22 protein-coding genes and 1 pseudogene are annotated in these 24,073 nt (G+C 35.9%); 5 read left to right on the forward strand and 18 right to left on the reverse strand.

Features of this window, described 5'->3' with window-relative positions; translation table 11 throughout:
* Nucleotides 1-36: 36 nt before the first annotated feature.
* Together LF20184_RS11020 and LF20184_RS11025 are read right to left on the reverse strand one after the other, a co-directional pair.
* Entirely contained in the window at nucleotides 37-768 is a 732-nt protein-coding gene (locus LF20184_RS11020) for a GntR family transcriptional regulator (RefSeq protein ID WP_010018378.1), read from the reverse strand.
* A gap of 510 nt (nucleotides 769-1,278) precedes the next feature.
* Complete coding sequence (locus LF20184_RS11025; protein WP_010018377.1) at nucleotides 1,279-2,925, reverse strand: alpha,alpha-phosphotrehalase; 1,647 nt, start codon at nucleotides 2,923-2,925, stop codon at nucleotides 1,279-1,281.
* Between the two features lie 235 nt (nucleotides 2,926-3,160).
* Between LF20184_RS11025 and LF20184_RS11030 the strand changes: the two genes are divergently transcribed.
* Complete coding sequence (locus tag LF20184_RS11030) at nucleotides 3,161-3,703, forward strand: GNAT family N-acetyltransferase (protein ID WP_010018376.1); 543 nt, start codon at nucleotides 3,161-3,163, stop codon at nucleotides 3,701-3,703.
* 43 nt (nucleotides 3,704-3,746) lie between these two features.
* On the opposite strand, the gene LF20184_RS11035 is transcribed toward LF20184_RS11030, so the two are convergent.
* Together LF20184_RS11035 and codA are read right to left on the reverse strand one after the other, a co-directional pair.
* Complete coding sequence (locus tag LF20184_RS11035; RefSeq protein ID WP_029606438.1) at nucleotides 3,747-4,430, reverse strand: GTP pyrophosphokinase; 684 nt, start codon at nucleotides 4,428-4,430, stop codon at nucleotides 3,747-3,749.
* Nucleotides 4,431-4,481: 51 nt separating this feature from the next.
* Nucleotides 4,482-5,714 (reverse strand): cytosine deaminase, encoded by a 1,233-nt coding sequence (gene codA, locus LF20184_RS11040; RefSeq protein WP_010018374.1) that lies wholly within the window; start codon nucleotides 5,712-5,714, stop codon nucleotides 4,482-4,484.
* 206 nt (nucleotides 5,715-5,920) lie between these two features.
* On the opposite strand from codA, the pseudogene LF20184_RS11045 reads away from it, so the two are divergent.
* A pseudogene (locus LF20184_RS11045) lies at nucleotides 5,921-7,263 on the forward strand (cytosine permease).
* A 120-nt stretch (nucleotides 7,264-7,383) separates the two neighbouring features.
* Here the strand turns inward: LF20184_RS11045 and LF20184_RS11050 are convergent.
* Complete coding sequence (locus LF20184_RS11050) at nucleotides 7,384-8,799, reverse strand: MFS transporter (protein WP_010018373.1); 1,416 nt, start codon at nucleotides 8,797-8,799, stop codon at nucleotides 7,384-7,386.
* 70 nt (nucleotides 8,800-8,869) lie between these two features.
* On the opposite strand from LF20184_RS11050, the gene LF20184_RS11055 reads away from it, so the two are divergent.
* Entirely contained in the window at nucleotides 8,870-9,400 is a 531-nt protein-coding gene (locus tag LF20184_RS11055; protein ID WP_010018371.1) for a PadR family transcriptional regulator, read from the forward strand.
* Here LF20184_RS11055 and LF20184_RS11060 read toward each other — a convergent pair.
* Entirely contained in the window at nucleotides 9,387-9,923 is a 537-nt protein-coding gene (locus tag LF20184_RS11060) for a TetR/AcrR family transcriptional regulator (protein ID WP_010018369.1), read from the reverse strand. The two genes, LF20184_RS11055 and LF20184_RS11060, sit on opposite strands and share 14 nt — an antisense overlap.
* A gap of 158 nt (nucleotides 9,924-10,081) precedes the next feature.
* Here LF20184_RS11060 and LF20184_RS11065 point away from each other — a divergent pair, with 158 nt between their 5' ends.
* Nucleotides 10,082-12,397 carry an ABC transporter ATP-binding protein/permease gene (locus LF20184_RS11065; protein ID WP_010018367.1) on the forward strand — a complete coding sequence of 772 codons (2,316 nt, stop codon included), beginning with the start codon at nucleotides 10,082-10,084 and terminating at the stop codon, nucleotides 12,395-12,397.
* Nucleotides 12,398-12,469: 72 nt separating this feature from the next.
* Here the strand turns inward: LF20184_RS11065 and LF20184_RS11070 are convergent, their stop codons facing one another.
* The 4 genes from LF20184_RS11070 to LF20184_RS11085 all read right to left on the reverse strand — a co-directional run bounded on the left by LF20184_RS11070 (nucleotide 12,470) and on the right by LF20184_RS11085 (nucleotide 16,087).
* Nucleotides 12,470-13,897 carry a PH domain-containing protein gene (locus LF20184_RS11070; protein WP_010018365.1) on the reverse strand — a complete coding sequence of 476 codons (1,428 nt, stop codon included), beginning with the start codon at nucleotides 13,895-13,897 and terminating at the stop codon, nucleotides 12,470-12,472.
* A complete protein-coding gene (locus LF20184_RS11075) occupies nucleotides 13,887-14,372 on the reverse strand; it encodes a PH domain-containing protein (protein WP_010018364.1) in 486 nt (161 codons plus the stop codon). The genes LF20184_RS11070 and LF20184_RS11075 overlap by 11 nt, the downstream gene beginning before the upstream one ends.
* A gap of 61 nt (nucleotides 14,373-14,433) precedes the next feature.
* Nucleotides 14,434-15,402, reverse strand: a complete 969-nt coding sequence (locus tag LF20184_RS11080; protein WP_010018363.1) for an SIR2 family NAD-dependent protein deacylase — start codon at nucleotides 15,400-15,402, stop codon at nucleotides 14,434-14,436.
* Between the two features lies 1 nt (nucleotide 15,403).
* A complete protein-coding gene (locus LF20184_RS11085) occupies nucleotides 15,404-16,087 on the reverse strand; it encodes a hypothetical protein (protein ID WP_010018362.1) in 684 nt (227 codons plus the stop codon).
* A 132-nt stretch (nucleotides 16,088-16,219) separates the two neighbouring features.
* Here LF20184_RS11085 and LF20184_RS11090 point away from each other — a divergent pair, with 132 nt between their 5' ends.
* Nucleotides 16,220-16,819, forward strand: a complete 600-nt coding sequence (locus LF20184_RS11090; protein ID WP_010018361.1) for a TetR/AcrR family transcriptional regulator — start codon at nucleotides 16,220-16,222, stop codon at nucleotides 16,817-16,819.
* Between the two features lie 82 nt (nucleotides 16,820-16,901).
* Here LF20184_RS11090 and LF20184_RS11095 read toward each other — a convergent pair whose 3' ends face one another.
* The 8 genes from LF20184_RS11095 to LF20184_RS11130 all read right to left on the reverse strand — a co-directional run bounded on the left by LF20184_RS11095 (nucleotide 16,902) and on the right by LF20184_RS11130 (nucleotide 24,039).
* Nucleotides 16,902-17,546 carry an ABC-2 transporter permease gene (locus LF20184_RS11095; RefSeq protein ID WP_010018360.1) on the reverse strand — a complete coding sequence of 215 codons (645 nt, stop codon included), beginning with the start codon at nucleotides 17,544-17,546 and terminating at the stop codon, nucleotides 16,902-16,904.
* Nucleotides 17,546-18,394, reverse strand: coding sequence for an ATP-binding cassette domain-containing protein (locus tag LF20184_RS11100; protein ID WP_010018358.1), 849 nt, complete (start codon nucleotides 18,392-18,394; stop codon nucleotides 17,546-17,548). The genes LF20184_RS11095 and LF20184_RS11100 overlap by 1 nt, the downstream gene beginning before the upstream one ends.
* 2 nt (nucleotides 18,395-18,396) lie before the next feature.
* Nucleotides 18,397-18,768: a GntR family transcriptional regulator gene (locus tag LF20184_RS11105; protein ID WP_010018356.1), complete on the reverse strand. Its 372-nt coding sequence runs from the start codon at nucleotides 18,766-18,768 to the stop codon at nucleotides 18,397-18,399.
* A 136-nt stretch (nucleotides 18,769-18,904) separates the two neighbouring features.
* Nucleotides 18,905-19,753 (reverse strand): DegV family protein, encoded by an 849-nt coding sequence (locus LF20184_RS11110; protein ID WP_010018354.1) that lies wholly within the window; start codon nucleotides 19,751-19,753, stop codon nucleotides 18,905-18,907.
* Between the two features lie 5 nt (nucleotides 19,754-19,758).
* Complete coding sequence (locus LF20184_RS11115) at nucleotides 19,759-20,289, reverse strand: DUF1836 domain-containing protein (protein ID WP_010018353.1); 531 nt, start codon at nucleotides 20,287-20,289, stop codon at nucleotides 19,759-19,761.
* A gap of 130 nt (nucleotides 20,290-20,419) precedes the next feature.
* Nucleotides 20,420-22,048 carry an APC family permease gene (locus LF20184_RS11120; protein ID WP_056945188.1) on the reverse strand — a complete coding sequence of 543 codons (1,629 nt, stop codon included), beginning with the start codon at nucleotides 22,046-22,048 and terminating at the stop codon, nucleotides 20,420-20,422.
* 396 nt (nucleotides 22,049-22,444) lie between these two features.
* Nucleotides 22,445-23,338: an IS3 family transposase gene (locus LF20184_RS11125; protein ID WP_099240391.1), complete on the reverse strand. Its 894-nt coding sequence runs from the start codon at nucleotides 23,336-23,338 to the stop codon at nucleotides 22,445-22,447.
* Nucleotides 23,335-24,039, reverse strand: a complete 705-nt coding sequence (locus LF20184_RS11130) for a helix-turn-helix domain-containing protein (protein ID WP_099240395.1) — start codon at nucleotides 24,037-24,039, stop codon at nucleotides 23,335-23,337. The genes LF20184_RS11125 and LF20184_RS11130 overlap by 4 nt, the downstream gene beginning before the upstream one ends.
* Between the last annotated feature and the right edge of the window lie 34 nt (nucleotides 24,040-24,073).

The raw sequence follows: 24,073 nt of genomic DNA on the forward strand, positions 1-24,073 counted from the left end.
AAAAAGCCGACCACAACTGGTCGACTTTTTTTATTGCTAATAAGATTCAAATCCTACTAATGAGAAATGATCTGGAACATATTTAGTTTCAGTACATTCAAACAAATTACCCAAGTCAGTATAAACGTATTTCTTCAAAGCACCAACACAATTGGCCTCTTTGAGTGCTAGAACGTCTGCTTCCTTTTGAGTAACTGTTTCAACCGTAGCAACTGAACGGGCTGCCGCAATTTTAAATAATTTTTCATCGCGAATATATTGATAAATCGAGTCTTGAGCATTTTCAATCGTTAAATTAGGCATATTTTCTTGTCTAAAGTAACTCGTATCAATTGCCATAGCTTTTCCGTTAACCAAACGAAGACGTTCAATATAATAAGCCATGTCGCCAATTGAAAAAGAAGTATGTTTCGACAATTGATCATCAATTTCAATAGTCTTAAATTCTAAAACTTTAGTATCCAACTTTTTAATGAACTTATTCTGTGGAAAACTCATCAAGTCTTGGAATCCATAGTGATTAGCGGCTGAGAAAATCACTCGATTATCCACGATTGGTTCCAAAACTACTACTCCACGTCCTTTGACCGTATAAACTAAGCCATCAGATTGAAGTTTTTTCAACGCTCTTCTAATCGTATTTCTAGTTACACTGAAACGTTGTGACAAGTCTTCTTCCCCAGGCAAAATTGTCTTAGGTGGGTAAACATTGCTATCAATTTCACCTTTTAATATATGATAAATATCTGAATATAAGTTCTTTGGCATTTTTTTCTCCTCAATTTCGGTAGTACAAAATTTGAAATACCCTCTCTAATCGAGCTTTTTTTAATTAGGTTAATAATCGTATGTCGTCGTCCGTTCGGCTTTGTGGACGCTGGAACGTACTGGGCACAACTTGAAGCTAATTCCAAAACCGGGAATCATCTCCAAGATTGGCCTTTCACATAAGCGATAAATCGCTAAGTGAAATTTCAGTACTGAGCATCCACAAAGCTGTCACTACCGACTAGATAACGTCTCTTATTGCTTATTTCACTTGATTAAGAACATCAAAAACAAAGACACTATCTAGTCCGGAATAGCAAAGAAAATTGGCTCAAATGTGAAATTTCTCTTGGCAATTTATTGCCTAGTGAAAGGTCGAGCTTGAAGACTTTGCCCGGTTTTGGTCTTAGCAAAGGCTCCAAGTCGTGCCCACATTGTTCCAGCCAAATTTTCTTTGCTATGGAGGACGGAATATTACGCTAACTAAGGTTTAAAAAGAATCATAATTAATTATTTTTCCAACATGACTGATTCATATGGTCGTAAAGTTACTGTTTCATTGTTCAACTCGATCCCCTCATAATTACCGAGCAACAAATCAAAACCAGTAGCAATCTTTCTTTCCTGTACTTGATCAGTGAAATTAGCCATTACTAAAATTTTACCCTTATTATTAATTCTTTCATAGCTATAAACGCTATTATCTTGCGAATTTAATAATTTATATTGTCCATTTATGAGAATTTGCTTGTGTTTACGCAAAAAAATCAAAGCTCGATAAAAATCAAAGACGTTATTTTTCATTTTCAAAACTTTTTCAACTGAATAATCATCATGGTGCAGTGGTTTTAACCATGGTTGACCAGTTGTAAAACCGTAATTTGGCTGTGAATTCCATTGCATTGGCAAACGAGCATTTTCACGCGATTTCTGTTGCAAGATTTTAATGGCCTTATTCTTATCAACGCCATTGTCAATCAATTCATTGTAAGCATTAATCGATTCGTGGTCGTTGTATTGCTTAATGTCAGTGAAATAGGCGTTCTTCATTGCGATTTCGTCGCCTTGATAAATATAAGGTGTTCCTTGCAAACCAAATTCGACCATCGCTAATAGTTTTGCTGATTGGTCACGATATTTCGTATCATTGGTAAATCTTGAAATTGCTCGTGGTTGATCGTGGTTATTCCAGAACAAAGCGTTCCAGCCGCCATGAGCATTCATTTTCACTTGCCATTCACTCAAAATTCTCGTTAAATCAGACAATTTGTATTGTCCGAGTGTCCACTTATTGCCATTTGTGTAGTCAACTTTGACATGGTGGAATGTAAAAGCCATTGAGAGCTCTTGACGTTTAGGATTGGTATATTTAATTGCTTCTGAAATTGGCGTTGAAGATAATTCCCCAACGGTTACAAAATTATGAGGTCCAAAAACTTCTTCATACATTTCGTGGATATATTCATGAACATGCGGACCATTGGTATAGAAGTTACGTCCGTCGTCTAGAGGTGTAGCAAAAGTGTCATCAGGCATGTCTTTAGCTTTAGAAATATTATTGATCACATCCAAACGGAAACCGTCAATTCCTTTAGCAGCCCAATATTTTAACATCTTAAAAATCTTATTACGCAATTTTTCGTTACGCCAATTTAAATCAGGCATCGTCACATCATACAAATGCAAATAATATTGGTCTAGTTCTGGCACATACTTCCATGCACTACCACTGAATTTTGAAACCCAGTTATTAGGTTCATGTCCATCAACTGGATCTTTCCAAATATAAAAATCATGATACGGATTATCTTTTGACTTCAAAGCTTCCTGGAACCAATGATTCTCATTTGAAGTGTGATTCAAGACCATATCCATGATAATTTTGATATTACGCTTATGAGCTTCATTCAGTAAATTCTCAAAATCTTCCATTGTTCCAAAAACTGGATCAATTTGATAGTAATCTGCAATATCGTAACCATTATCGTTGCCTGGTGAACGATACATTGGAGTCAACCAAATCAAACCAATTCCAAGCTTCTGTAAATAATCTAATCGAGAAATAATACCGTTGATATCACCGATACCATCCCCATTAGAGTCTTGAAAACTGCGCGGATAGATCTGATACACAGTTTCTTTTTGCCATTCCCTCATTAATTAGAACTCCTCAGTATTTGAAATTTAAAAATGCACCTACTTAACGCCGTAATTTTATAATATGTTTATACATCTGTCAATGATTTAAAAGTTCAAACTTCTCTCATAACAGCGTTTCAAACGCCTAAAACAATGAATTATAAAGTCAATGATTTTTTTGAAATAAAATAGTTTACAGACACTAAATAATAGTTTATATTCTAATTCTAATTGAGGATTTGGAGAAAAAAAGATGCGTCAAATTACAACAGAGAGATTACTTATTCGTCCGATTCAAATTGAGGACTTTAACGACTTACAAGCTATCTTGTATGATCCTTTGGTAGTTAGATACACTAGGTATCGCAATGTTCAAGCCGAGAATAATTTCGCTGAACTTTTTAACTCTCACTTTTTAGGGTCAATCTATACTTTTGGTATCGAAACTAAAGATACCCACCAATTGATTGGTTTTTACGAATTCCATCCAGAAGGTTACAGTGCCTTGCTAACTTATGCTCTAGCTCAAAGTGCTTGGGGCAAAGGATTCGTTGCTGAAGTTGGTAATATTATGATGGCTTATGGATTCGAAGATTTAAACTTCGAACGAGTAGAAGCTCACTATGCCAGTCTTAATCCTAGATCTGGTCGAGTAATGGAAAAAATGGGCATGACTGATTTAGGTTCCATTGGCACCTTTCCTTCACCACATACTGGAGAAGTCAGAACCGTCATGGCTTACGAACTGACCAAAGAAAATTGGCTATTGAATAATGCACCCGAGCAGGCTGTGTAAAAAGGACCTTAATTCGCTACTATCAGTGAACTAAGGCCCTTTTTTAGATTAAATTCTGATGTATATCTTGCATTCCACGTTCAATTTTCTCTAACTCATCTGCGTATCCTTGTAATTGGTCGCCATATTGGTCAACTAATTTTTTATCGACATTTGTCTTATAACGCAACTTATGTTCCAAGCTAGCCCACATGTCCATACCAACGGTTCTAATTTGAATTTCGACTGGCACATCAATTGGCCCTTCAGCTTGGAAAACTGGCACTTTCACGACGATGTGTAAACTACGATAACCACTAACTTTCGGATGCTTGACGTAATCTTTACGACGTAATAGCGTTACATCGGACTGCTTGGTCAACATTTTTTCAATCTTATAAATATCGTCAACATAATTAGTAATTACTCGAATTCCTGCAATATCGTAAATATTTTTTTCAATACTTTCGACCGTCAATTCATATCCCTTACGCTCAGCCTTTTGCAATAGACTTTGAACATCCTTCATACGAGATTCCATGTGATGAATTGGGTTGTAATCATAATTAACTTGAAACTCTGAATCAAGATTCTCTAGTTTAGTACTGATTTCTTTTTGCCCAGCTTGATAAAGTTGAAACATCTTAATCATTTTTGATAGTTGATCAATATCAGGTCGATTTTTCAAACCACCTAATTGTGCTTGTAACTTACGCAAATTAATAACATTGGGTCTTTCTAATATCATAATTCCATCCTTACAAAAAAAAGGACAACCAATTGGCTGCCCCCTAATTTATTAAATATATAATTCCGTTTCAGCAGGTTTAGTCTTACCGATAACTTTTCCATTGTGAACTGACAACAAGACTGCAGCTCGTTTGTTAATGGCATCATAGAAGTTGTGAGCATCCAACAAAACGAAGTTAGCTGGCTTGCCGACTTCAATTCCGTATTGGTCCTCAACTTGCAAAGCACGAGCGCTGTTCAAAGTAATGAACTTGTACGAATCCATAATTTGTTGGTGTCCCATCATTTGCGTAGCGTGCAATCCTTCAGCCAAAACATCGAACATATTGCCGTTACCCATTGGATACCAAGGATCTTTGATGTCGTCTTCGCCAAAGGCAACATTGATTCCTTCTTCAGTCAATTCTTTCACACGAGTCAAACCACGGCGCTTAGGATAAGTATCGAAACGTCCACCTAAGTACATATTTACCAAGGGATTAGAGATGAAGTTCATATTTGACATCTTCAACAAACGCATCAACTTATACATGTAAGCATCGTTATATGATCCCATAGCGGTCGTATGTGAAGCTGTAACACGTTGACCCATGCCACTTTCATATGCCAAAGTTGCAAGAGTCTCTAAACTTCTAGAACTAGGATCATCGATTTCATCAGTATGTGCATCGAACAACAAGTCATTTTTTTGTGCCAAATCAAAAGCAAAGCGCAATGATTCTACTGAGTATTCACGATTAAATTCATAATGTGGAATGGCTCCGACTGCATCAACGCCCAAATCAACTGCTTTTTGCATCAATTCTTTACCGTTTGGATAAGAGAGGATTCCTTCTTGTGGAAAGGCAACTAATTGCAAAGTCATCCAGTCTTTGACACTTTCACGAACATCAATCAAAGCCTTAAGAGCTTTTAGACTAGGATCGGTTACATCAACGTGAGAACGAACGAATTGGATTCCGTGACTAGCTTGCATCTTCAAAGCCAAAATAGCCCGTTTCTTAACATCTTGATAAGTTAATGACTTCTTACGTTCAGTCCAAATACGAATTCCATCGAACAACGTTCCATTTTCATTCCATTCTGGTTGACCAGCTGTCAAAGTTGAATCTAAGTGAACGTGAGGATCAATGAATGGTGGCAAAACTAATTTTTCGTGACCAGCGATTACTTCTTCACCATCTTTTGGAGTCAAATGGTCGGCAATTTCAGTAAACTTACCATCTTCAATTCTGATATCTTGGGCGGATTGATTTTGGATTCTGACTTGTTGTAATAACATCGAGATACACTCCTTTGAATTTTTGATATAGTATACAATTTATTAGTTGACATTGCCAAGTACATAAACTACACTGACAACAATATAAATATCTTTTTAAAACAGTCCAGTGAGGCTGATAAGAGAGCGGTAAATAGTCAATTATTGAGGGAACTGCTCAGGTGCAGTCCCCTTTTTTACTGCTCTGATTATGGGGGTAAACTAATATGAAAGAACATATTCAAGCAACAACACCAGATCAACGGGCTATGTCCAAATGGGACTTATTTGCCACTTGGATCGGAGCTAATGCCAACAACGGAACTTGGTATATCGGTGGCGTTATCGCTGCTGTCGGATTAATCAAAGCATCAACTTTATTAGTAATCGTTGGTTCTCTATCCTATGTTTTATTAGCTTTAGCATCTTACATGGGGTACAAAACGGGATTGCCAGCCATGACTTTGACTAGACCATCATTTGGCGTCAAAGGTTCCATCTTGCCATCCTTAGTCAATGTCGTTCAATTCATCGGTTGAATACTTTTATCGCTGCTACTTCCATTAGTTTCATCTTAAAAGACATCTTGGGCTGGGACAATTCAGCTTTCCACAATCAATTCAGCATCATCATTGGAATTGTCGTCATGTCCATTCTACATCTAATCAGTATTTCAGTTGGGGAAAAATCAGTAAAATGGATCGAACGTTTTGGAATCATTTTAGTTATCATCCTAGTAACCTGGGAATCAATCGTCGTTCTAAAAACCGTCCCTTTCCACGAAATCGTCAAATGGCAACCAGCCGCCAAATTCCAACTACCTAGTGGAAAAATCGTTGATATCTTAGCAGCCTTCAACCTAGCTTGGGTCACAGCCGCTGCCGATTTTAGCCGCTTCACAAAAGACAAACACGCTGCCACAACTGCTTCATTCTTCGGTGCCAATGTCGGTTTGTTCTGGTTTGCCTTTATCGGTTTAATTGCAACTATCGCCACAGCCATCACTATCAACAAATTCGATCCTAACAACGCCGATCCTAGTACAATTGCTGCCAAATTAGGCCTAGGAATCTTAGCTATGTTAGTTATCGTCATCACTAGTACTACAGCTAATGCAGTTAATTTAATGGCAGCCGGTTCAGCTATGACCAACATCTTCCACAAACTCAAATTAACACCAGCCTTGTGGATTGTTACTCTAGTTGCTACCGTTATGACCTTTATTCCCGTTTATGTAGCCAGTTTTTTAACTACCTTCGAAACTTTCCTAGACGGTATCGGAATGTTCTTAGGACCAGAAATTGCTATCTTCCTGATTGATTTCTTCTTTATTAAGAAAAAAGATTATCAAGTTAGTGAATTTGCTAAGCCAAATGGCAAGTATTGGTACACAAAAGGTGTCAACTTGATTGCTATCATCACTTGGGCAATTGGAGTCTTGAGTTACTTAGGATTGAATAAGTTAGACTTCATCGTTCAAACAGTCGGTGCCACTTTCCCCGCCATGATTATTACTGCTATTCTTTATTACTTAGTTAGTGCTAAAACTAAAAAAGCTAATACAATTTAAATTACGTAAAAAAGCATCCATTTGGAAAGTGTGCGCACACAACTCCGAATAGATGTTTTTGATTTGTTGATATTAAATAAAAATAGAACCACTAAACCAGTCCGGAATATTTAGCAAAAATCATTTACTACTGCGACGATGCCAAACAAAAATCCCTATCAACAAAATAACACTGATAGCACAGGACAACCCAAAAGTAATGTGCATCCCGTCAATAAATAACTGTGGTTTGCTTGGTATGTACGACTTAACTCGACTGCCATCTAAAATTGACATCGAACCAAACAATAATGTCGTTGACATTGCTGATCCAACTACCATTCCGACTGTTCTCGCTAAACTATAAACACTACCCGCAGAACCGTAATCTTTTTGCGAAACGTTGCTCATAACTAACACGTTGTTAGGTGAATGGAATAAACCATTTCCTAAACCTGCCAAAGCAGCGCCGACAGCAAAGATCAAAATAGTATTGTTCAAACCACTGATAACATAGAAAATTTGACCAAAACTGATAATTGCTAATCCAATTAAAGTGATTTTGAAAGGGTCATGCTTATCGGCTAAATTTCCCGAAATTGGTGCTACAAACAACTGTACAACCGGGAAAATCAACAAGAAGAACCCACTGAATAATGGACTGAATCCCCGTGCATTTTGTAAATAAAATGGTGCGATAACATCAAAAAAGAAATCGATGATAAAGACCATGAAACAAGCTAATAATTGCATCGTGAACCATTTATTTTTGAATAAATTAACCGGTAAAATTGGTTCATTTTGCTTGGCTTCATAACGATACAAAATAATTAACAAAATCAATCCAACAATCGTCATAGTAAGAATTCGCCAGTCGGCCCAACCTAATTGCTGGCTTAGTAAGATTCCAACGAACATACTAGTAAAACCAATCACTAACAAAACTGAACCAGTTAAATCAAAGCCTTGACTTGCATATTTTTGATCTAAATTACTAGGTAAATACTTAAATAATAGAAAAGTTGCAATAATACCGATTGGTACGTTTAACCAAAAGATGATGTGCCAAGGGAAGAAATTCAGTAAGATCCCGCCGATGCTAGGTCCGATGATTCCACCTAAGGAAACGAACGACCCCATCCAACCTAAGGCTTGTCCACGACGACTATCTGGAAAAACTTCAACGATGATTCCATTTGAAGTTGCCATCGTCATTGCGGCACCGATTGCTTGCAAACTCCGTGAAATTATCAAAGTTAGCCAACTGACTGACAGAGCACACAAAGCCGAACTAACGACGAATAACAAAGTTCCCCACTTGAAGAATTTGATTTTGCCATACTTGTCGCCAAGTTTCCCAAAAATCATCAAGGTACTACTCATCACGATCAAATACATCGTCACGACCCAGTTGATCAAGCTCATATTAGTATGCAACGCCTTACTCAAAACTGGTAGCGCCACGGTAACGATGCTACTATCTAAAGTAGACATAAAAATAACGATCCCAATTCCTATCAGGATCATCGTTAAGTTTTTATTCTTAATTTGTTCCATAATTATCCTCAATACTATATATTAATATATATAGTTTAATACACAGTTAAAAAAAGTAAAGGACAATAAAATGGCTCGTACAAACACTTTACAATTTATGATTTTAGGATTACTAACCCGACAAGAAATGACTGGTTATGACATCAAACAAACCTTCGACAAAGAAAAGGCTGAATTTTGGAGCGCCCCTTTTAGCCAAATTTATCCTGAATTAAGTCGTTTACTCAAAAAAGAGTTGATTGAATTAGTCCCTGACGAAACAAAAAATTCCAGAAAAAAAACCTATCGAATTTCTTCTCAAGGTTTCAAGTTATTCAATGATTGGTTAAAAATTCCACTAACACCCGAAGTTACTCAGCTGAATAACGACGACTTTGTTTTAAGATTGCATTTTTTAGGTAAAGATGATCAAGATATCTTACAACCATTGATGACTCTGCGAAAACAGACTATTAAAGTTGAATTAGCTCAATTAGAACTGGAATTAGTTGAAGTTGCAAAACATCCCAAACAATACGGTCACGAATTGATCATTCGAAAAGAACTCGCCAATAAAAATAACGACCTCAAATTATTAAATTCAACTATCAAAAAAAGCTAGCACGTAAACTCTGCAAATCATCCGCAAAAGCCACTCGGATAATAATTTTGGTCAATTCCTCTGGGGTTTCGGGCATCCCTTCTTTGACCCAGCGCTTCATGATTCCCTGCATGCCTAACATAATGTAGGTTTCTTGATATCCATTCATTGGTTCAACTCGTTTACTTCCTTGTTCCATCGCATGGTGCATTTTATCTAAAAGTTTGGTCTCACCTTCGATGAAAACTAAATTACTAATTTGGGGATTAGTATAGAACCCTTCTAATAGTTTTTGGAGGGCTTTAGCTGGTGAGATATCTTTGGGCATATCCAAACTTTCCAAAAAATCACTCTCTATTTTATCGACACACATGTAAACATCCTCAAAATAACGATAAAAGGTCGTTCGATTGACGTGAGCTCTTTGACAAACCTCAGTAACCGTAATGGAGCTGAGGCTTTTTTTCTGTAGTAATTGCAAAACGTTTTCTTGTAAAACTTTTTTCGTATGCTGTGCTTGCTTATTATTCTTGATTCCGACCATAGTTATCTCCCATTCATGCAACAGTTTGTCTCAGATTGATGATTGAATTCATTAAACATATTTTTTATTATATGAAACATGGTGTTGCAACAATAATGACATATTACCAAATTAATTGTTATAATCAATTAAAATCTTAAAGTTAGAGAGAATAATTAATGCTGGAATTAAAACATATTAAAAAGTACTACCATGTTGGCGATTCCGTTACCAAGGCCTTAGATGACGTTTCAGTTGCTTTTCGTAAGCAAGAATTCGTGGCAATTTTAGGACCTAGTGGTTCTGGTAAAACGACCATGCTTAACGGTATCGGTGGTTTGGATATCTATGATTCAGGGGATCTAGTTATCAACGGTAAATCAACTAAGGACTTTTCTGAAGCTGATTGGGACGCTTATCGTAATAATTCTGTTGGGTTTATTTTCCAAAGCTACAATATCATTGGACACTTGAGTATCCTTGATAATGTTGAAATGGGAATGACCCTCAGTGGTATTGGTAACGATGAGAAGAAAAAGAAAGCTCGTGAAGCACTAGAAAGAGTCGGTCTAGGTCCACACATCAACAAGAAACCTAATCAACTATCCGGTGGTCAATTACAACGTGTAGCGATTGCCCGTGCGATTGCCAATGACCCTGAGATTTTACTCTGTGATGAACCCACTGGTGCCTTAGATACTGAAACTAGTGAAGAAATCATGCAGTTGATCAAAGAATTGTCAGCTGAACGATTAGTTATCATGGTTACTCACAACCCTACTTTAGCTAAAGAATACGCTGACCGTATTATCAACTTTGCCGATGGTAAGATTCTTGACGATTCTAATCCTTTCGTTGAAGATGTTTCTCAAGACAACTTCGAACTCAAGAAAACTAAGATGACTTTCTGGACTGCTTTGAAATTGTCATTCACTAACTTGAAAACTAAAAAAGCCAGAACTGCTCTGACTGCTTTTGCTTCAAGTATTGGTATCATCAGTATCGCTATCGTCCTAGCCTTGTCATCTGGTTTCCAAAAACAAATCGACAAAACTCAAGGTAACACTTTGGCACAATTTCCAGTTACGATTTCTCAAACTGCTTCTAAGCAAACTGCTCCAACGGATAAAGTTAAAAACTCCAATTCCAAAAAAGTTACTGCTAAATTGAGCCAACAAGAGAAATCTACTCACACTAATAAACTTAATAAGAACTATTTAAACTACATTAAGAACTTAGATCCAGAATTGAGTAAGAACGTTACTTACACTTATTCAACTGGTATGAATCTTTTAACTAAGAATGATGGCAAGGTCAAAACTGCTCAGTTCTCAAACTCAAATAGTTCCAATTCAATGAGTGGCATGTCAGCTGCTATGGCTTCATCAACTGGTATTGGAACTTCCGTTTACCCATCTTCTAATGGCAACAATTTCTTGAAGAAACATTACAAAGTTATCGCCGGTTCTCTTCCTAAGAACGAAAATGACGTTATCTTACTAGTCGACCGTGACAATTCCGTTAATATCAATGCTCTAAAGAATCTCGGTATGAATGTTAAAGACAACCAAAAACTCGACTTCAACAAATTAGTTGGTAAAGAAATAAAGGTAGTTGCCAATAACGATTACTACAACAAAGTTAGCGACAATCTTTACACACCAAATTCTAATTTAAACGACGTTTACAACAACGCTAACAACAAGACTATTAAAATTGCTGGTATTTTGAAAGTTAAATCTAAGTCATCTGAAAACATTCTTTCATCAGGAATTGCTTACAGTGATAAATTAACTCAAGATATCATCCAAACTAACAAGAATTCTGACATCGTCAAAGCTCAAAAAGCTAGTGACAGCAATGTCTTAACTGGTAGTAACGTTGACGATACTACTAAGACTAGTTTAGTCAGCTACTTAGGTGGCTCAACTACTCCCGCAAGTATTTTGATTTATCCTAATACTTTCAAGGACAAAGACAAGGTTCTAAGTTACTTGGACAAATACAACAAAGGCAAGAAGGAATCTAACAAAGTTATCTACACTGACTTAGCTGGTCAAGTTTCTAATTTAACTGGTGGTTTGATGGATGCCATTACTTACGTCTTGGTAGCCTTCGCCGGTATTTCTCTAGTAACAAGTATGATCATGATTGCTATTATCACTTACACATCTGTACTTGAAAGAACTAAAGAAATCGGTATTTTAAAAGCCTTAGGTGCTAGAAAGAAAGATATCACCCGTGTATTCGATGCTGAAACTACTATTTTAGGTGTTTCTTCTGGATTACTCGGTGTTATTATCGCCTGGTTGGCAACTTTCCCAATCAATATCATCTTGCAAAACATGACTGATCTGAAGAATGTCTCACAGCTAAACCCAGTTCACGCAATCGTCTTGGTTATTATCAGTACGATTTTAACTGTTCTAGGTGGTCACATTCCTGCTAAGATGGCAGCTAAAAAAGATGCCGCTACAGCACTTAGATCCGAATAATGCATAATAAAAACTCCTCAAAATTAATTAAAATTTTGAGGAGTTTTTAGCAATCATCTAAATTAATTACAATTATTCTTTATACCATTTCATAACAGAATCAATATCGGTTTGTTTTTGATAATCTACACTAAAACTACGTTCGGTAATTCCCGAGCGTACATTAACTGTTAAACCAGCAATTTGCTTTTTCTCTAGCCAGAAACTATTACGTCTTTTCAAAAACTGAATCGTCATTTTAGGAATAAACATCGTCTGCTTAGTCAATAAAGAGCTATTCTGCAAGAAAATATAATCTCGATTTAAAACTGTTACCTTAGAACGTTTGGACTCAAGATAAGCTGGGACATTCCACAAGATCAAAATTACTACAGCTAAAATTGCCGCAATTAAAAGGTGGTTGTGCAAAGTTGCAATCAAAATAGCTAGTACTGGCAAAAACCACAAGCTGTAATTTCTGAAATTGTAAAAATACGTAAATTTCTGTGGTTGAAATTCTGGAATAGCAAACGGAACACTCTTAAAAAATTGTGCCATAAATTGTGGTATTTTATCCGTCTTAATTACTGGCATTACGATGATATCTTTTTCTGTATCGCCTTGATTAGAATTTGATACTATCACTAATTGAATCGTCGCAATTTTCAAAAAACTTCGCATTATCGGTTGCTTAATAACAATAGCTTGAATCCGTTCAGTCGCAATCGTCGTCTTCTTAGTTTGGAACAAGCCACGCTCAATTACAAATTGCCCATCGTTTTCTGTCAGCCGAAAGTGATAATACTTGGCAATCAAAATCAACGCTGAACCAACATAAAAAATCACTACTACCAAAATAACCAAAAAGACAATTACTAAAACACCTAATCCTGCTGCCTTAGTTGCCATATCTGCATAAAATTGGTCACTGATCAAATCAGAAATTTTACCATAAGCAGCCAAAACTACTAACAGTCCACTAAGAAAAGCCGGTGATGTTAAAGAAAATGACAATAAGTCAGACCAAGAAATTTGATAAGTATTTTGAGCGACTGGTTTAATGTCTTCAGCAACTTGAACACCGTTTCTCAGCTGATTGATTTCATCTTTGAGACTACTAGGTACAGCCTTTAAAGACACTTCTGAAGTCTCTGAATGACCGGCTGTTTCAATCTCTAACTCTACTAATTTGAATGGTTTTAAAAAGAACCACTGGTTAGTTGTAATATTTTGAATTCTCTTGTACGGCACGTGGTTGACCTTTTTGACGAATAAACCACTTCTAATGACGATTTCACTCTCAAGCAGTTGATAAGTGTACATAAAATAATCGACAAAAATATCGGCAACTGACCAAATGATTAGTACAGCAACGATTACCATAATAATTTTTTGAAATTGAGCGTTACCGTTATTCATCCCAATCGCCAAAATTATTAAAGGAACAATCACGCTTCGAATTGAAGTGTACGTCAAAAAAATCAACGCCGCCGGATGCATTCGTCTCGGTTTAGATGTCATTTCTGGCCTCCTGCGCTAATTTCATAATCAATTCTTTTAGCTCATCAGCTGTTCTTTCATCTAATCCAGCGATTTCCTCCGCTCCAGCTGCTGTTTCAACGACAACTTTTTGTAATTTTTTGAGACGTAAAATCGGTCCCTGTTTCAAGGTAACATTTTGCACCCGAGCAATTGGAATAACAATTTGTTTACGAAAGAAGAAACCGTGATGCAACTCAACTTGTCGTCCATCAATAAAGTAAGTCCAATAATTCCAATGGTAATTAACTAATCCCATATCAAAGGCAAAATTCAAGATACCTATGATCAGTGCTGCCAAACTAGCCCAAAATAGAAATTGCTCAAAAAATCCACTGGCCCAATTCTTTCCTACAAATAGTGCCACAGCAATTATTAGCCAAATCCCCAAAGTAATTAAAGCCTTAATTCGCCAAATCGTTTTGATCGACGACGGTAGTTTCTCCACTCGTTCCATTATTAATCCCCCTAAAACTAATTTCCTTTAATCATATCAAAAAAGTTTTAGAGTTCCAAAATTACATTGCAGCTTTGACATCGTCCAATACTTGAGAAATATCACCCTTGATAGCTTGAGCTTTGTCCTCAATTTCTTCTGGCAAGAATTGATAATCACGATTGATCATAACGTCATAGGCACCATCAAGACTACCTGTTAAGCCCCAGAAAGGTTCTTGAATAAACATTGGTGTCATGCGACCTACACCTAGTTCGATCAACAAAAGATGGTCATCGTGTAAATGATTCAAAACATCGTCAGATATCTTTTGGTATTCTTGGTGATATCTAGTTCCCTCTAAGAAATTACCGTAACCACGCACCCAAGGAAAGGCTTCAGCACCACAGTTAGGACAACGAGGAATCAATTCAGTTGGGACCTTAGTGTCATCTCCCATTGCTTGAATCATTTCTTCAACAGGTTTGACTGCATCCCAAACTTCATCACTACATTGTTGTGAACATTGGAAATAGCGATGATCTCCTTGGATTTGGGCAACTTTTTCTTCCGGAAAGGCCTTGATAGCTTGAGTATCTTGGTTAGTTGTTAAGATGAAATAATCCTTATCCTTCAAAATTTCTTGAAGATCCCGGAATGGCTTTCTAACTTCAGCGTGTTGAGTTGTGTGCAAGAAAGTAGCTAAATAACCCCAGTATTCTTCACGGCTAGGCCAAGGATATTGCATCCCTGAAAAAGCTCCTTTGATGCCGTATTTCTCAGCAAACTTTCCAAAATATTTTCTAAATGAAGCATTGTCTTCGTAGTAAAAATCACCACCACCGGCAGCTGACAAACCTGAAGCTCCACCGACGATAATATGGTCAGCCTCTTTAATTTTATCTGCTAGGATCTGTACTTGTTCTTCATATGGCAACATTGGCTTTTCAGACAACTTTACTGGTGTCTTGCCACTAGCATAGACGTTGAAAAATTGTTGATAGTTTACTTGGGTCTTCATTACTAATTGTTCATAAAATGATTGATTCATGTTAATTCTCCTTCAATAAATCCTTAAAAGTAGTTTCGATGTCTCCTGGTAAAGCGATAGACCTTGATTTTATTTCTGGTGCAATCATGATCTCATTTGCCATATTGAGCGTCACATAATTCCACGAAGGCAATTGACTAACAGCCTTCATCAAAGGTTGCTTGATCAACTTATTTCGTGAACCGATTCCTAATTCAAGTTGAACGACTTTTTTGTCAGCATATTCGTTGATAAATTGATCAAAACGTTCTTTTTGTTTTTGCCACTGTGGTGATTGCATTTCTAGTTGGTCAAAGTTTCCCTCTATTTCAAAGATTTTTTCGGGATCAAATCCATTCAATTGGAAATGCGTGTCAGCGTTAGATGTGACGACAAAATAATCTTTTTGATTAATAATTTGCTTCAACATTGCGAAGATTTCAGTCTTTTGATAATCATCAATCAAATACTGATGCACTTTGCGCATGAATTCTTGATGGTCTGGCGTTGGAATTTGCATAAAGACACCTTGAATCAAGCTGTTAATTCCATATAGAATTTTGAAATGATCAAAATACTTTTCGAAATTATCATCATCAGCAAAAATGTTATATCCTTCAGCAATCGACAAACCGTTACTAGCACTGATTAGAAGCGCATCGCTTTGGTCAATTAATCGCTTAGCTTCACTTATTTGTGTGTTCATTTATTCTCCTTTATATCCTTCATGTAGTACAATTATGTACACAGTGTACGAAATATATTTTTTGAAATTAAGAACACTTTTGAAAAATTGCTTAGTTTTAAAACAGATTTCAAAAAGTGTAAAGGAGTTTATATGACTAAGAAAAACAAATTAGACCGGCGAACAATTTATACAGTCAATACCATCAAGGATTCTTTCTTAGAATTGATCAATCAGGAACCTTATTCACAAATCAACGTTGCTAAATTGTGCCGTCACGCTGATATGACTCGTTCGACTTTTTACTCACATTTTGATAATTTATCCGCTGTTCTAAATGCTGTTTTGGACGATGCTATGCTTTTTACTAATGACACTCAAGCTACTGCGACCATTGACCCCACAATCAGTTTGGATTTATTGAAGGAAAACGAATCGCTTTTACCAGCTTGCCAACGAATCGCTGACTCGTCAAAATATCGTCAATTGTTGATGGACCCAAATTTAAATGACTATATTATTGGTCGTATCGTTGCTCATGAAAAGGACCGAATTGTTCCAGCTATCCAGAAAAGAACCGGTCTCAATGAATCAGAGGCGGAATTGCTCTTCATTTATTCAATTCATGGTTCATTTGCTATCAATAAACGTCATCATTTCGTTAAGGACGACGCCTGGTATCGCGAATTACAATTACTCAATCAATTTACCAGTGCCGGCTATGAATCTATCAAAGAAAATAATTCCAACTAAAAAACGTCCACTTAGATAATAGTTATCACACTATATCTAATGGACGTCTTTTTTGACTTTAAATTATTAATATTAAAATAATTTAGAATTCCTTTTTTTTCATAATTAAGATGCTGCCAAACATTGAAATCACCAAGGCTATCAATGACACCAATAAAAAGAGCCAAAACAAGGTTACATCATTCATTTTTGACAATTTCTGTAAAATTCCATTTAAATTCAATGCTTGGAGATTATCTTTAATCAATTTCCCTAATAAAAATATAACTCCAATTATACTAATAAGGACGATTCTTCCTTTTTCACCACCGAATTTTAATTGAGCTGGCAACATTAAGGCTAAAGCAATAATCACCGCTGATAGTAGTGGCATGACTTGTCTAAAAATTTCAGTTACTTCAGAATTATTAATTACTGAAGCTAGTATACTAATTACTGTTCCCAAAACTAAGAAACAAATTCCAATCGTCAAACCAAACAAATACTTTTCATAAACATAACCTTTCCTAGTGATTGGCAGCGTGAATAAAAATGCGTTACCATTATCAAATTCGTCATAACTGATTGAACTTATAGTAAATAACGATCCAATCATGCCCAAAAATCCAATGGCAAAATAGTTTTCTTTTGACATGACCGTCATAACTAAGGCTATTGCAATTATCAATAAATAGATGTTTTTTTGTTCCTTCATCAGTTCAAAATCTTTAACAAAAAGTCCCTTCACTACTTTTCACCTCGACTCATCATTGTAATTACTTCGTCAATACTGCCATTTTCTACTATTAAGCTAGGAAAATTCTCTAAGTAAAACTGCTTTTGATTAGTCAAACAACTATAACCAAAGTTTTCCTTTTTAACTTTAAGCAAATAATTTTTATCTAATTCAACAAATTGTTCTTCATTCACTTTTAACATTCCATAATCACTCAACAAAACATCTGTGTCTTCATGCAAAATAATTTTCCCTTGATCAATCATATATAAGTCATCACACAACGATTCCAAATCGCTGGAAATATGCGAACTGATTAAAATGGAATTATTCTCATCATTCTCTAAAAACATTCTCAAAATATCTAGCAATTCATCTCTAGCAACCACGTCTAACCCAGCTGTTGGTTCATCTAGAATCAATAATTTAGCCTTATGAGACATTGCAACGAGAATCTTGATTTTTACTTTCATCCCCGTTGATAATTCTTTAATTTTCTTATTCCAAGGTAACCCAAAGTCATCAACTTGTTTAATAAAAAAATCTCTATCAAATTTTTTATACAAATTACTTAAAACTGGCATGATATCTTTGAGAGTTAAATATCCACTGAAACCAGAATCAGCTAAAACCACGCCAATATCTTCCTTATCTGCAACACTAACTTGTGAGATTGGCTTATCAAACAATGAAATCGAACCACTATCAATCTTAATTAATCCCAAAATTGCTTTAAAAGTTGTACTTTTACCAGAACCATTCTGACCAATCAAGCCGGTAACCTGTCCCTCTTTTACTTTTAAAGAACAATCAAGTGAAAATTTGGGATATTCCTTTTTAATATTTTTTACTTCTAACATGATTAATCCTCCAAAATTAACTCGAACATCTTTTTTAAATCGCCATCACTAATTCCAAAACTTCTGCCTTTTTGAATGGCCTTTTCAAAATCTACTTCCAGCTCTTTTTTCTGATCTTCAAATAATAAATCAGTGTTAGTTGCTGTAACATACGTTCCCTTGCCATGAATCGTAATAGTAAATCCTAGTTCATCTAATTGATCGTACGCTTTCTTGACAGTTAAAGCGCTAACCTTAGATTCTCTTGCCAAAGACCGAACTGAAGGAAGATTATCATTTTCCTTTAACTCACCTTTTCGAATTAAAGTTTTGATTTGTTCAATTATTTGTTCATAAATTGGAATCATAGATGAGTGATTGATAATAATTTTCATTCATTTTCTCCTTTGCGTATAAACAGTATATAACAGTTACTAACAGTTGCCAAGTGTTATACACTGTTTATTCGCAAAAAAATAAAAAAGTAGCTATTCAAACCAGTAAAATTACGGAATGAATAACTACTTTTTATTATATTTTAACTACTGCGACCCCTATCAAACCAGGTCCAGTGTGAACTCCTAAAGCAGGTCCAACTTGTTCAGTAAATTCTTGTTGGCCTTGAATTCCATTGTCATGCAAAATATCCAACATGTGTTGCCCACCAGCTTCATCGGCTCCATGACCAATACCAATTAAATATTTATCACCATCATTGATGAAATCTTGAGCGTAACCCAACATCATCTTTTGACCTTTTTTCATACCACGAGCTTTGGCAGCAATCGTATAAGTACCTTCAGGTGTACAAGTGACGATCGGTGCTAATTTCAACATTCCACCAACTGCAGAAGCGACCGCACTAATTCGACCACCGGCACGTAAATAAGTCAAAGTTGGAATACAGAAGTAGACCATTGCATTTTGACACATCTTTTCAACTGCAGCAGCTACTTCATCAAAACTCTTGCCTTCATCAATCAAGTTCTTAGCACCAATAGCAATCAAACCAGAAGCAATGGCGACTTGTTTTGTATCAAAGTACTTCGAAACAAAGCGGTCATCGTCATCTAAGAAGACTTTCAAAAAATTAAACGTTCCGCTCAAACCTGAAGAAACGGAAATAGAAATAATGTGTGTATAGCCATCTTCAGCAATCTGATCCAAAGTCTTTTGAATTGATTCTCCCGATGGCAACGAAGTCTTAGGAATTTCCACGGGTAAGTTTTGGTAAACTTCTTCAGCCGAAATATCGACTCGATCTAAATAAGTTTTGTCATGGTAAGCAATTTGCATTGGCAATTCATAAATACCAGTTTTTTTGAGATATTCTTTAGGCAAATCACAACAAGAATCTACCAATACAGCAATCTTTTCCATCTTAATTAACTCTTTTCATCTGAATTATTTTCAATCATTAATATTTTCTTCGTAATTAGTCTCGTAGCAAAAGCCATTGTCACCATTTCGACCATCAAATAAGCTGAAGATTGATCCTTTTCAGATAAAACCTGATTCTCTTCACGATGATTCAACATGCGCAAAGCTATTTCTTGTTTGTCACAAAAGAAATCATAAGCGTTGGCAATGCCGCCATTTAAACCGGTCATTACCTTCAAGCCTTCTTCAATATCATTAATTGAAACTACTTGTTTCAAAAAAGTTATGGCAATCAAATATGCTAAATGTTCACGAGTATATCGTTTCTTCTCTGGATGAGGTAACAACCCGTTCTTGACGTAGTTATTGACCATCGATGTGGTGACAACTGGACTATCCTCCAACCAAATTGGCTCAATATATTTATCAACGAGTGTCAGAAGTTGATCACGATACAGATCCAACTCTGGTAAGTCCTCAAATCTTGGTAGATGATAAGCCTCCACCTTGTCTAACCAATCTTGTAATTCATCCATAAGAAAGCGCTCCTTTTGTAATTACTTTTATAATTTATCATAGTTATCTTAACTATTCAATCTAGTTTTTAAAACTAGGTGTAAATTTATTCTAATTCTTATCTTATTGTATCAAAAAAAGTCTTGAATACTATTCAAGACTTTCCTTCAAATCATGCTCACGCCAACCCATGGCAACTATTAGAGTTAAACCGGCAGCGGTCAGTAAAATGATATAACCAATATTGCGACTGAAATTAACATCACCCAAATACAAATCTCCGACTAAGGTACCTAGAACGGCAACCCAGATACCGATACGTTGGATTCTTGTAAAGGCAGTTCCAGTCTGACTGCGTCTTTCTCTCTTCGTAATGTATGGTAGTACAAAACCGAGACCAATTAAAACAATAATGGCTACGAAATTGATAACTAACTCATACCACCACATCGTTGATCCAAATGGCACATCTTGTGGACCGACAGCAGCGACAGTTGCTACTCCAGTCAAGATCAAGCACCACCAACCAACGGCTAGCGAAAGTTTTTTATTTTTAATGTAAACATAACCCGATTTATACTTATCGTCATTCATTCTAATCTTAATGAAAGACCAGAAGATCCAACAAGTTACACCCGGTGAAATAATTCCGTTTAAATTCAACAGCCAATTGAAGATGTCTTTCATGTTAGGCAACAAAATACCTAAGAACATAATAAAGGCACTCAACCCAACTGTTAAAATATAGCCATTAATTGGCAATCCAGCGGAATTAGTCTTTCGTAAAAACTTAGGCATGTAACGATTACCCGTATCAGAAATCAACATTCTCGTCATTGCATTCAACAAGACGGCCAACAAAGCAGCTAAATAGAAAATTTCAGTAAAAGCAAACACGTACATCAAAGTATTTCCCATGTGGAACCTTTGACCTAAGGCTTGGAAAGCATAATATGATCCGTTGATTTTTAAATCATCTGGCAAATGGTAAGCATTGAAAAATACTCCCAATGAAAATGAGCCAAAAATAGTTAAAAATCCGGTCATAATCGACAACATGATCATCGCTTTGGGAAAATCACGATTAGGATTACGCATCTTCGTTACGAACGGTGCAATTCTTTCTGCCCCATTGATGGCAAAAATTAAGAACCCTAGAGTCGTCAAATAATGTAAATTAAAAGTCGGTACGATCGTGTGAACGGTTAAAGGTTTAGTCGCAATGTGACCACCCATACCTAAAGCAGTGACGGTCATTACTACGAATAGAACTGTCATCCCGAACATGGCAATTCCACCAATCGTACTCAATACTTCTAACGAATGTTCAAAACGGGATTGAATGATTATAAAGAATACAAAGATCAACAAAGTGAACAAGGCAAAACTGCTATTAGACATTTGTGTCTGTAAGTTAGCATTTCCATTGAAGACCCAACCTAACGCGACCGCAATCGTATTAGCGGTATCAACAACGTACGGAATCGATGCGGCCCAATAAGTCCAAGCAGCAAAATATCCCAAAAACTCCCCACTAGTTTCTCTTACCCATGAAGTTAATCCTCCACCGTCATCATCAAAGGTGGACCCTAATTGTCCAACCATCAACGAATACGGAATAACATACATGAGAATCATAATGATCCAGGACGTAATAACGCCCATCCCTTGATTCTGGAAATTGTAGGTCAGATCGTCGAATCCAACTACGGTTACAAAATCCATAAGGGCCAACACTGGCCAGCTGATGTATCTCTTCTTTGTATCTAATTCTGTCATGGCGTTTTCCTCAAGTGAAAATAAATCATCTTTCTAATTTATTCACCTAACGGTTAATTCAAATATACAATACTTTTTGAATAATAGGAGAAAAATGATTTAAAAATATCAAATAATTTAAGCGCTTACTTACCCGACATGACCGCAATCTAAAAAGATTGACCTTTTGGTGTACATTATGGAAAATAAGCAACTCGAAATATTTTACCATAAAAAATCTGGGAGTGATATATAAATATTTTCTCTCCTGATTTGCCTACATTTATTCAAAAAAAGATATCATTAAAAGTTTAGTTGGTGGTAATTTTCCGTCCTCCATATCGAAGAAAATTTGGCTGGAATGCACTCTGCCTTGTCAAGTTGACATTTCAATAGAGTTAAAATTATAAAACATATTTAAATGGCTTTATTCCGGTATTCCGCTGGAGTAAAGCCATTTATTTTGTCTGATCTATCTTGATTGTTAAAGTAATCTATTCCTTCTTTAACTAGATTCTTCAACTCTTCCAGCGTAGCTGGTGTAGGATGAAGATCCATCCAACGTAATTTAAAATCGTTCCACCAGCGTTCCATTGGTGAATTATCATAAGGAGTCCCTGGTCTGGACATACTTCTAGAAACTTTATGTTGTGCTAGTAATTTATTAAAACTGTTAGCTACATAAGCTGACCCTCGGTCCGTATGGACCATAGGGTGCACGTCTCCTTCATTTTTAAATACTTCTTCAAACATGGTCATTTCAGCTTCTGCCGTCTCAGTGGGTGTTATTATGTATCCCAATAGAAAACGTCCATAAAGATCCAATATTCCACTTAGTCGTACTTTGTATCTTTTATTTGGTCCATATTCTATTTGTGTTGAATCTGTTAGCCAAACTTCATTTGGCTTAGTAACTTTAAAATTTTGATCTAAGATATTATCTTGAATATATTTTTCTTCTTTTTCTTTTCTATTTATCTTTTTCTTCCGTACTTTACAAACAAGATTCAATTCATTCATTACTCTTCTTACTCGTTTTAATGATAATTTAAATCCTAGTTTATTTTCGTGTATAAGATGAGTAAGTATTTTACCTGCTCCAACACTTCCATTGTGTTCTTCATATATTCTCTTAACATGTTTTTTTAGAGTTCTGTCTTGTTTTTCCCAGACAGTTTCTTTACGATTAATGCTTTTGTGATAGGCTTGTCGACTGACACCTATGTACTCTAATAGGATAGTTTCCCATCCATGATGGCTTTGACATACTTCCTTTATCGCTTGGTAAGCATGCCTATGCTGTTTGTTCACTCCCCACGCTGGATTTCTTCGAATTTTTTTTCAAAAGCCTCTATAGCGTTACGTTTATTTAATTCAGCCTTTAATTGTCTATTTTCTAGTTTTAATTTATCAACTTCTGTTAAACTCTTTTCTTTGACGTAACCTCTGCGTCCTCGCTTATCAGCGAGGGCAGAGTATCCTTGTTTCTTCACGATTAATACCCAATTGCGTACTTGTTGATAGGAAACTTGAAAATGTTCCGAAGCTTCAGAGTATGAATGTTTTTGAAGAGTTACGTATTCAACTACTTCAATTCTTTCTTCAAGAGTGGTTTTCTTCGACATTGTAACGACCTTCTTTCTAACAGGCGTAGCCTTGATTAGATTCTTGTCATTATTATACTGTATTATCCAATATCTCAATTGTTTAGAAGAACGTAGTTTAAACTTTATAGATACTTCTTTAAGAGTCCCTTCGCCATTAAGATAAGCACTGACAGCTTGAATCTTAGTCTCATAACTATATTTCTTGGGAACTTGAGGGATTAATCCCTTTTCACCGTATGCTTGAAATAAGGTAAGCCAACCTCTAGCAGTAATAGGATTAACTCCGATTGATCTGCAATATTCTGTAAATATTATTTCTGACTTTACTTTCAAATAGTCTTTAATTATTTTTATCTTGAACTCTGATTCGTACTTCTTCATAAAAAAATCCCTTCTGATTTTCATCTGAAATTATTCCATTTCATATGTCAACCACAAA

It is taken from the genome of Companilactobacillus farciminis KCTC 3681 = DSM 20184 (assembly GCF_002706745.1).
Lineage (GTDB): Bacteria > Bacillota > Bacilli > Lactobacillales > Lactobacillaceae > Companilactobacillus > Companilactobacillus farciminis.